At 72.9% G+C, this 11,325-nt stretch carries 1 protein-coding gene and 1 pseudogene; both read left to right on the top strand.

Annotated elements, in window-relative coordinates:
* The first annotated feature begins 49 nt into the window (after positions 1-49).
* Positions 50-4,707 (top strand): annotated as a pseudogene (locus KQY30_RS29000) (SDR family NAD(P)-dependent oxidoreductase).
* A gap of 76 nt (positions 4,708-4,783) precedes the next feature.
* Complete coding sequence (locus tag KQY30_RS28995; protein WP_217309425.1) at positions 4,784-11,311, top strand: type I polyketide synthase; 6,528 nt, start codon at positions 4,784-4,786, stop codon at positions 11,309-11,311.
* Positions 11,312-11,325 lie beyond the last annotated feature (14 nt).

Raw genomic sequence — 11,325 nt, 5'->3', positions numbered from 1 at the left:
CCGCGCACCCATGAGGCAGCAGACCGATCCCACAGGAGTTGAGAACACCATGGCGGGCGAGGACAAGCTCCGCGACTATCTCAAGAAGGCCATCGCGGATGCCCGTGACGCGCGCAGACAGTTGCGCGAGGCCGAGGACAGGCAGCACGAGCCGATCGCGATCGTGGGCATGGCGTGCCGCTATCCCGGCGGTGTGGCCTCCCCGAGGAGCTGTGGCGGCTGGTGGCCGAAGGCACCGACGCCATCAGCGAGTTCCCGGACAACCGTGGCTGGGACGTGGAGCGGCTGTACGACCCGGACCCGGACCACGCCGGTACGTCGTACGGGCGCGAGGGCGGTTTCCTGCACGACGCGGACGGCTTCGACGCGGAGTTCTTCGAGATGTCCCCGCGCGAGGCCCTGGCGACCGACCCGCAGCAGCGGCTGCTGCTCCAGACGGCGTGGGAGGCGCTGGAGAGCGCGGGCGTCGATCCGGTCGCGCTGCGCGGCTCCCGTACGGGTGTGTTCACCGGGGTGATGTACAACGACTACGGCTCCCGGCCCCATCTCCCGGCAGACGGTTTCGAGGGGTATCTGTTCAGCGGCAGCGCGGGCAGTGTGGCCTCGGGGCGGCTCTCGTACACGTACGGCTTCGAGGGTCCGGCGGTCACGGTCGACACCGCCTGCTCGTCCTCGCTGGTCGCCCTGCATCTCGCGGCGAACGCGCTGCGGAACGGCGAGTGTGATCTGGCGCTGGCCGGGGGCGCCACGGTGATGTCGACGCCGGTCGCGTTCGTGGAGTTCTCGCGGCTGCGCGGGCTGGCGGCGGACGGGCGGTGCCGTTCGTTCGCGGCCGGTGCTGACGGTACCGGCTGGTCGGAGGGCGTCGGGCTGCTGCTCGTGGAGCGGCTGTCGGACGCCCGGAAGAACGGGCACCGGGTGCTGGCGGTCGTACGCGGGAGCGCGGTCAACCAGGACGGCGCCAGCAATGGGCTGACCGCCCCGAACGGTCCCGCGCAGGAGCGGGTGATCCGGCAGGCGCTCGCCAACGCCCGGCTGTCCGCCGCCGATGTGGACGCGGTCGAGGCGCACGGCACCGGCACCCGCCTCGGCGATCCGATCGAGGCACAGGCCCTGCTCGCCACCTACGGCCAGGACCGGCCGGCCGAACGGCCGCTGCTGCTCGGCTCGTTGAAGTCCAACATCGGGCACGCGCAGGCGGCCGCCGGGGTCGGCGGGGTCATCAAGATGGTGCAGGCCATCCGGAACGGTGTGCTGCCCAAGTCGTTGTACGCGGACGATCCGACGCCCATGGTCGACTGGGACTCCGGTGCGGTGGAGCTGCTGACCGAGGCGACCGACTGGCCGGAGACGGGCCGCGCGCGCCGCGCCGGGGTGTCGTCCTTCGGCTTCGGCGGGACGAACGCGCATGTGATCGTGGAGGAGGCCCCGGCCGAGGAGCCGGTGGCCGAGGGGGATCAGCGCCCGGCCGGGGTGGTGCCCTGGATCCTCTCCGCCAGGACTCCTCAGGCGCTGTCCGGCCAGGCACGCAAACTGCTCGCCCAGGCCGAGGCCGACCCCTCGCTGACCGTACGGGACATCGCGTACTCCCTCGCCCTCACCCGCACCACACTCGACCACGGCGCGGTGGCCGTCGGCGCGGACCGCGATGAACTGCTGGCGGGGCTGCGGTCGTTGGCGGAAGGAGCGCCGACGACCGGTGGCCGCACTCCGGGGCGGCTCGCCTTCCTCTTCACGGGTCAGGGCGCGCAGCGCATCGGTATGGGCATGGAACTGTACGCCGCCCACCCCGCCTACGCCGAAGCCTTCGACACCATCTGCGCCCACTTCGACCCACACCTCGAACGCCCCCTACGCGACGTCATCACGACCGGCGAAGGACTGGACGACACCGCCTATACACAACCCGCGCTGTTCGCCCTCGAAGTCGCCCTCTACCGACTCGTCGAAAGCTGGGGCATCACACCCGACTACCTCACCGGCCACTCCATCGGCGAACTCTCCGCCGCCCACATCGCCGGCATCCTCACCCTCCCCGACGCCACCCGACTCGTCACCGCACGCGCCCGCCTCATGCAGACCATGCCCCCCGGCGGAGCCATGATCGCCATCCAGGCACCGGAGAGCGCGGTACGGCCGCTGCTCGAAGGCCGGGAGACCGAAATCGGCATCGCGGCCGTCAACGGCCCTGCCTCCGTGGTGATCTCGGGCGACGCCGAGGCGGCGACGGACATCGAGGCGCGGCTCAAGGAACAGGGGTACCGCACCCGGCGGCTCACGGTGTCGCACGCCTTCCACTCGCCCCATATGGACGGCATGCTCGACGACTTCCGCACCACCGCCAAACAACTCACCTACGCCGAACCCACCATCCCCGTCATCTCCACCCTCACCGGACACCTCGGCACCGGAGACGACCTCCGCACCCCCGACTACTGGACCAGCCAAGTCCGCCACGCCGTCCGCTACCACGACGCACTCCACACCCTGGAGTCCCAGGGCGTCACCACCCTGCTGGAGCTGGGCCCGGACGGCGTTCTCACGGCTCTCGCGGCGGCGGGCGCGGACCGGCCCGGGGCGCTGACTGCCGTACCGGCGCTGCGCCGGGGAGAGCCGGAGGGCCGGACCCTGGTGAGCGCGATCGGCAGGCTGCATCTCAACGGGGTACGGGTGGACTGGGAGCGGTCCTTCGCGGGCACCGGCGCCCGGCGCGTCGCCCTGCCCACCTACGCCTTCCAGCCCGAACGCTTCTGGCTCGCGCCCGAGGCCCCCGAGGCCGGCGGCGCCGAGGAGAGCGGGCTCGTCCACCGCGCCTGGGAGCCCGTCAAACTGCCGGAGCCGGCCGAGCCGGTGCGCTGGGCCGTACTGGCACCGGAGTGGCCGGACACACCGCCGGACTCACCGCACGACGGATCACGGAACACACCGCAGGACACACCGCACAACGGATCACAGGTCACACCGCCGGACACACCGCAGGACGCACCGCTCGACGCGCCCCGTTTCGCGCGGGTCGCGGACCTCGCAGCGCAGGCCGGGGCCGGGGCCGACGGCGGCGCCCGGCCGTCCGCCGTGCTCCACCGCCTCACCGCCTCGGCCCGTGCACCGCACCAAGCGCTCGCTCTCGCCCGGGAGTGGCTGGCGGAGGACCGGCTGCCCGGCGTTCCCCTGGTCGTGCTCACCAGCGGCGCGGTGCCGGCCGGCGGGGCCCCCGACCCGTACACCGCCGCGGCGTGGGGGCTGCTCAGCTCGGCGCAGTCCGAGGCACCGGGCCGGATCGTCCTGGTCGACGCGGCCTCGGCCGTGGACCCCGTCGTCCTCGATGCCGTCGTCGCCTCGGGCGAAGCCCGTACGGCCGTACGCCCCGAAGGGGTGCTCGCGCCCCGGATCCGGCCCGTACAAGGGCACCGCTCTCCCGCGGCACTCGATCCCGGGGGTACGATCCTGATCACCGGCGGCACCGGCACCCTGGGCTCGCTGGTGGCCCGCCATCTCGTGACCGCACACGGCGTACGCCATCTGCTGCTGACCAGCCGTCAGGGTGAACAGGCCCCGGGAGCCGAGGAGTTGGTGTCCGAGCTGTCGGGACTCGGCGCCTCGGTCACGGTCGCGGCCTGCGATGCCGCCGACCGGGACGGACTCGCCGCGCTGCTCGGCACCGTACCGGACGAGCACCCGCTCACCGGAGTCGTCCACACCGCGGGCGTCCTCGACAACGGCCTTGTCTCCGCGATGACGTCCGAGCGGCTCGCCGCGGTGTTCGCGCCGAAGGCGGACGGGGCCCGGCATCTCGACGAACTGACCCGGGACCTGGACCTCGGCGTGTTCGTGCTGTTCTCGTCGGCCGCCGGGGTGTTCGGCGCGCCCGGCCAGTCCAACTACGCCGCCGCGAACGCCTATCTCGACGCGCTCGCCGAGCGGCGGGCCGCCGAGGGCCTGCCCGCCACCTCCGTAGCCTGGGGTCTGTGGCGGTCCGGAGGGATCAACGCGCATCTCGACGAGACGGAGCTGAGCCGGTTCGCGCGGGACGGCTTCCGGGCCGTCACCGACAGCGAGGGCCTCGCCCTGCTCGACCGCGCCCTGGCGTCGGGACAGCCGACGGTGATCGCCGGCGTGGCGGGAGCGGTGGACGCCCGGGGTCCTGCCCGGGCGGCGGCGCCGGGCGCCGCCACCGGCCCCGCCACGCTCACCGAGCGGCTGGCGGAACTGCCGGGTCCGGAGCGGGAGCGGTATCTGCTGACCATGGTCACCGAGGAGGTCGCCTCCGTACTGGGCCATGCCTCGGCGGCGGCCGTCACACCCGACCGGCCCTTCCAGGAACTCGGCTTCAACTCGCTGACGGCCGTGGAGCTGCGCAACCGGCTCGGCGCCGCCGCCGGTCTCACCCTGCCCGCCACCCTGGTCTTCGACCACCCGACCCCGGCGGCGCTCGCCGCGTTCCTGCTCACCCGGGCGGCACCCGCCGCCGAGGACCCGGCGAAGGCCGTCCTGGCCGAACTCGACCGCTTGGAAGCCGCGTTGGCCACTCTGGCCCCCGAGGACGAGTCCCGCCCCACCGTCTCCGTACGCCTGCACTCGCTGCTGGGGAAGCTCAACGCCAAGGCACCGGACCCCGGTGGTGAGGAGCCCGGCGAGCCATTCGCGGCCGCGTCGACGGACGACATCTTCGACTTCATCGACAACCAGCTCGGCCGGAGCGCGGGCTGACACCACCGGCCGGCCGGAGCGCCCCGCGTCCGGCACCGGCAAGAGACCGACACCGACAAGGAGAGACTGATCCCGCATGTCCGCTGACCCGTCCAAAGAGCAGAAGCTGGTCGACTATCTGAAGTGGGTCACTGCGGATCTGCAGAAGGCCCGTGAGCGGATCAACGAGCTGGAGAACGCCGGTGAGGAGCCGGTCGCCATCGTCGGAATGGCCTGCCGGTTCCCCGGCGGGGTCACCTCGCCCGACGGTCTCTGGCGGCTGGTGGCCGAAGGCACCGACGGCATCAGCGAGTTCCCCGCCGACCGGGGCTGGGACCTCGAACGGCTCTACTCCCCCGACGCCGACGCCCCCGGCACCTCGTACACGAAGGAGGGCGGATTCCTCGACGGGGCCGCCCTGTTCGACGCGGGGTTCTTCGGGGTGTCGCCCCGCGAAGCCCGGGCGATGGACCCGCAGCAGCGGGTGCTCCTGGAGACCGCGTGGGAGGCGCTGGAGGACGCCGGGATCGATCCGGCGTCGCTCAAGGGCTCCAGCACCGGGGTGTTCGCCGGGGTGGTGGAGCAGAGCTATCTCGGTCTTGAGGGACCCGAAGAGCTCGAGGGCCATCTGATGACCGGCCGGCTGAGCAGTGTGGCCTCCGGCCGTATCGCCTACACCCTGGGGCTTGAGGGCCCGGCCGTGTCGGTGGACACGGCCTGCTCGTCGTCGCTGGTCGCGCTGCATCTCGCGGCGCAGTCGGTACGGAGCGGGGAGTCGGCGCTGGCACTGGCGGGCGGCGCCACCGTCACCGCCACTCCCGGCGGTTTCGTCGACTTCTCCCGGCAGAAGGGCCTCGCCCCCGACGGGCGCATCAAGTCCTTCGCGGCGGCGGCCGACGGCACGTCGTGGTCGGAGGGCGTCGGCATCCTCGTCGTCGAGCGGCTGTCGGACGCGAAGAAGAACGGACACCGGGTGCTGGCCGTCGTACGCGGCAGCGCGGTCAACCAGGACGGCGCCAGCAACGGCCTCACCGCCCCCAACGGCCCTTCCCAGGAACGGGTCATCCGCCAGGCCCTCGCCAACGCCCGCCTCACCGCCGCCGATGTGGACGTGGTCGAGGCCCATGGCACCGGCACCCGCCTCGGCGACCCCATCGAGGCGCAGGCGATCCTCGCCACCTACGGGCAGCACCGCCCCGCCGAACGGCCGCTGCTGCTCGGCTCGTTGAAGTCCAACATCGGGCACACGGTCGCGGCGGCCGGGGTCGGCGGCGTCATCAAGATGGTGCAGGCGCTGCGCCATGGCGTCCTGCCCAGGACCCTGCATGTCGATGAGCCGACCCCGATGGTCGACTGGTCCTCGGGCGCGGTGGAACTGCTGACCGAGCAGCGCCCGTGGCCGGTACGGGAGGACGCGCCCCGGCGCGCCGCCGTGTCCGCGTTCGGGGTGAGCGGGACGAACGCGCATGTGATCGTGGAGGAGGCCCCGGCCGAGGAGCCGATGGCCGAGGATGATCAGCGCCCGGCCGGCGTGGTGCCCTGGATCCTCTCCGCCAAGACCCCCGAGGCCCTCGCCGACCAGGCACGCAGGCTGCTCGCCCATGCCGAGGCCGACCCCTCGCTGACCGCGCGGGACATCGCATACTCCCTCGCCCTCACCCGCACCACACTCGACCACGGCGCGGTCGCGGTGGGCACGAACCGCGATGAACTGCTGGACGGCACAAGGGCGTTGGCGGACGGCACACCGCTCACAATCGCCCGCACCCCGGGCCGAGTGGGCTTCCTCTTCACCGGTCAGGGCGCGCAGCGCATCGGTATGGGCATGGAACTGTACGCCGCCCACCCCGCCTTCGCCGAAGCCTTCGACACCATCTGCGCCCACTTCGACCCACACCTCGAACGCCCCCTGCGCGACGTCATCACGACCGGCGAAGGACTGGACGACACCGCCTACACCCAACCCGCCCTCTTCGCCCTCGAAGTCGCCCTCTACCGGCTCGTCGAAAGCTGGGGCATCACACCCGACTACCTCACCGGCCACTCCATCGGCGAACTCTCCGCCGCCCACATCGCCGGCATCCTCACCCTCCCCGACGCCACCCGACTCGTCACCGCACGCGCCCGCCTCATGCAGACCATGCCCCCCGGCGGAGCCATGATCGCCATCCAGGCGTCCGAGGACGAGGTCCGCCCCCTGCTCAAGGGCCGCGAGACCGAAATCGGCATCGCCGCCGTCAACGGCCCCACCGCCGTGGTGATCTCGGGCGACGCCGAGGCAGCGGATGAGGTGGCGGCGCGGCTGCGTGAAGCGGGCAGGAAGACCAGCCGGCTGCCCGTCTCCCATGCCTTCCACTCTCCTCATATGGACGGCATGCTCGACGACTTCCGCACCACAGCCAAACAACTCACCTACGCCGAACCCACCATCCCCGTCATCTCCACCCTCACCGGACACCTCGCCACCGGAGACGACCTCCGCACCCCCGACTACTGGACCAGCCAAGTCCGCCACGCCGTCCGCTACCACGACGCACTCCACACCCTCCAGGAACGCGGCGTGACGGTCTGTGTCGAGCTGGGACCCGACGCCGTCCTCAGCGCCCTCGCCCAGAACGTGTTCGACAGCGGGCGGGGCGGGGTCACCACGGCCGCTCTGCTGCGCCGCGGCCGCCCGGAGGCGGAGACGCTGGTCGGCGCGCTCGGCCGGCTGCACTGCGCGGGGGTACGGCCGGACTGGGCGGCCTTTTTCGCGGGGACCGGCGCCCGGCGCGTCGCCCTGCCCACCTATGCCTTCCAGCACGAGCGGTACTGGGTGGAGCCGGCCGGGGCGCCCGCTGACGCCGCCGGGCTCGGGCTCGTACCGGCCGGGCATCCGCTGCTCGGGGCCGCGCTGCGGCTGGGCGGCAGCGACGAGACCGTGTTCACCAGCCGACTGTCCCGGAGCACCGCGCCCTGGGTGGCCGGGCAGACCCGGGGCGGGGTCGTGGTGCTGCCCGAATCCGCGCTGGTGGAGCTGGCGGTACGGGCCGGGGACGAGGCAGGCTGCGGCTCCCTGGACAAGTTGCTCGTCGCCGAGCCCGTGGTACTGCCCGCCGAGGGCGGTATCCACCTTCAGGTCCGGCTCGGTGCCCCGGACGCCGACGGGCGGCGCGGGATCACCTTCCATTCGCGGCCCGACGACGCCGAGGTGCCGTGGACCGCGCATGCCCATGGAGTGCTCGGCGCCGTACCGGGGACGCCGTCGCCCGGCCCAGGGGGTGTCTTGTCGATCGGGCCGGACCGGCGAGCGGGGTCAGGTGCGTGCGATCGCAAGGCGGAGGAGGGAGCCAGGGTGGTGTCCTGGCGACCGACGACAACGCCGCGAGCGTGCGTGCCGGACCCCGCGAGCCCGGCAAGATCGGCAAGACACCCCCTGGACCAGTGGCCGCCCGCCGACGCGGCCGAGACCGCTCCGGAAGCCGTCCACGAACGGTCGGCCGAGGCCGGGGTGGTGTACGGGCCGGAGGTCCGGGCGCTGACCGGGCTCTGGCGGCGCGGGCGCGAGCTGTTCGCCGAGGTCCGGCTGCCGGAGGGAGCGCCGGCCGAGCCGGATCCGTACGGACTGCACCCGGTGCTGCTCGACGCGGCCCTGCTCCCGCTGCTCACGGACGCCGGGCCCGCGACCGTCACCGCCTGGCAGGGGGTACGGCTGTACGCGGCCGGAGCGACCAGCCTGCGCGTCCGTCTCACCCCGGGCGACGACGGCACCGTGGCGGTACGGCTGGCCACCCCCGCCGGGCAGCCCGTGGCGGACATCGCGGCCGTCACCGTACAGCCCCTCGATCTGCCGGCTCTCGCGGCGGGCGCGGCCCGTGACCACGAGGCGCTCTTCCACCTCGACTGGACTCCGTACCGTCTCGCCCTGTCCGACGCCCCGGCCACCGGCACCGTCATCGAGCATCTGCGCTCCGCCGACCCCGCCGACCCCGTCGCCTCGCTGCACGGCACCACCCGGCGTGCGCTCGAACTCGCCCAGCACCGGCTGGCCGACGAGGAGAACACCGACACCCCGCTGACCGTCGTGACCTCGGGCGCCGTGAGCACCGCGCCCGGTGAGCCGATCAGCGATCCGGGTGCCGCCGCGGCCTGGGGTCTGCTGCGGTCCGCGCAGTCCGAGGCGCCGGGCCGTATCGTCCTCATCGACGCGGAGCCCGGGACCGACCCGGCGCTGATCGCCGCGGTCGCCGCCTCCGGCGAGCCCCAGTCCGCGATCCGCCGGGGCGTTGTGACCGTACCCCGGCTGTCCCGCGCGGGGCGTCCCGGAGTCGCGGCCGAAGCACCCGCGTTTGACGCCCACGGCACCGTCCTGATCACCGGCGGCACCGGCTCCCTGGGCTCGCTCTTCGCCCGCCATCTGGTCACCTCGTACGGTGTCCGTCATCTTCTGCTGGTCAGCCGCCGTGGCGAACAGGCTGCAGGGGCGGCCGAGTTGGCGAGTGAACTCAGCGGGCTCGGCGCCACCGTCGCCATCCGGAGCTGCGATGTCTCCGACCGGGACGAACTCGCCGCGCTGATCGCCGGAATCCCCGCCGACCACCCGCTCACCGGGATCGTGCACACGGCGGGCATCCTGGACGACGGACTCGTCCCCGCGATGACCCCGGAACGGCTGACGGCGGTCCTCACCCCGAAGGCGGACGCGGCCTGGCATCTGCACGACCTCACCCGCCGGCACGACCTCACCGCGTTCGTGCTGTTCTCCTCGGTCGCCGCGCTGGTGGGCGGCCCCGGCCAGTCCAACTACGCGGCCGCCAACGCCTCCCTGGACGCCCTCGCCCAGCACCGCGCGGCCTCCGGTCTGGCCGCCACCTCGATCGCCTGGGGTCTGTGGGCCGAGGCGACGGGTCTGACCGGCGGGCTCAGCGAGACCGACCTGAAGCGGATCGCCCGCAGCGGCCTGTTGCCGGTACCGACCGCCCAGGGCCCGGCCCTGCTGGATCTGGCGCTCCGCGCGGGCCGCCCCGACGCCGTGGCGACCCCGCTCGACTTCGGCGCGCTGCGCGAACAGCCGCGTATCTCCCCGGTGTTCACCTCGCTCGTACGGCGTCCCGCGCGGGAGACCGTACGGGACGAGGCCGCCGACACCGTCACGCTCGCCGAGCAGCTCGCCGGGCTCGACGAGGAGCGGCGGCACGAGGCCGTCAGGGACGCGGTGCTCGACGAGATCGCCGGGGCACTCGGGCACTCCGGCAGCCGGGGCATCGACGCGCGCCGCCCCTTCCAGCAGCTCGGTCTCGACTCGCTGACCTCGGTGGAGCTGCGCAACCGGCTCGCCGCCCGCACCGGTCTGAAGCTGCCCGCGACCCTGGTCTTCGACCATCCGGACCCGGACACGCTGGCCGCGTATCTGCTGACCCGGCTCACCGCGGACAGCGGCTCCGGGGCCTCGGACACGGCAGCCTCCGGCGCCGTGAACTACGCGGCGGACATCCGGCTCGCGGACGACATCCGCCCCGACGGCGAGGTCGTCCGTACCGTCGGCGATCCGCGTGACGTACTGCTCACCGGCGCCAGCGGATTCCTCGGCGCGTTCCTGCTGCGGGATCTGATGCGTACCACCACGGCGCACATCCACTGCCTGGTCCGGGGCGCCGACGACTCCGCCGCGTACGAGCGGCTGCGCGAGAGCCTGGAGTGGTACCGGGTCTGGGACGAGATCGATCCGGAGCGGCTCTTCGTCCTCGCGGGCGATCTGGCCGAGCCCCGGCTCGGACTCGCCGAGGACGTTTTCGACGGCCTCGCCCTCACCGTCGACGCCGTCTACCACGCCGGGGCCACCGTGCACTGGCTGCACCCGTACCCGGCCCTGAAGGCGGCCAATGTCGGCGGTACGGAGGAGATTCTGCGGCTGGCCGCGCGCCACCGTACGGTCCCGGTCCACTATGTCTCCACGGTCGGCGTGTTCAACGGGCCCGTGACACCGGGCGTTCCGCTGAAGGTGACCGACCCGACGGGACCGGCCGAGGCCCTGCCGAGCGGCTATCTCCAGAGCAAGTGGGTCGCCGAACAGGTGCTGGACCTGGCCAGGGAGCGGGGCATCCCGGTGTCGGTGTACCGGGTCGATGTGATCTCCGGCGACCAGGTCAACGGCGCCTGCCAGACCCGCGACTTCGTATGGCTCACCCTCAAGGGCCTGCTCCAGTCGGGGGCCGTCCCGGCCGGTACGGGCGGGCGCTTCCATCTGCTGCCGGCGGACTATGTGAGCGCAGCGATCCTCGGGGTCTCCCGCGATCCCGGCTCGGCGGGCGGCACCTTCCATCTCTTCAACCGCAGCTCGCTGAGTCTGGCGGACTGTGTGGAGCGGCTGCGCGGTCTGGGGTACGAACTCCGGGACACCGGGCGGGAGGAGTGGACCGAGGCGGTGCGCTCGGACCGCGACAACGCGCTGCTGCCGCTGCTCCACGCCTTCGAGATGATGACCACGGACACGGACGCCTTCTATCCGCCCATCGACACGGCCGAGACGGACCGGGCGCTGGCGGGCACCGGGATCGTCTGCCCGCCGCTGACGGGCGAACTCTTCGACAAGTACGTGGAGTTCTTCGTGGCGGAGGGCCACTTCCCGGCGGCCCCGGCCCGGTAGGCACCGACGCGAGA

Source organism: Streptomyces sp. GMY02, from assembly GCF_019056675.1.
GTDB lineage: Bacteria > Actinomycetota > Actinomycetes > Streptomycetales > Streptomycetaceae > Streptomyces > Streptomyces odonnellii.
The sequence above is the reverse complement of the archived record's forward strand: the minus strand, read 5'-3'. Positions and strand labels throughout refer to the sequence as shown.

What these genes read in the sequence shown, in the direction of transcription:
- KQY30_RS28995 (WP_217309425.1), top strand. Translation starts at nt 4,784, where the DNA reads ATGTCCGCTGACCCGTCCAAAGAGCAGAAGCTGGTCGACTATCTGAAG.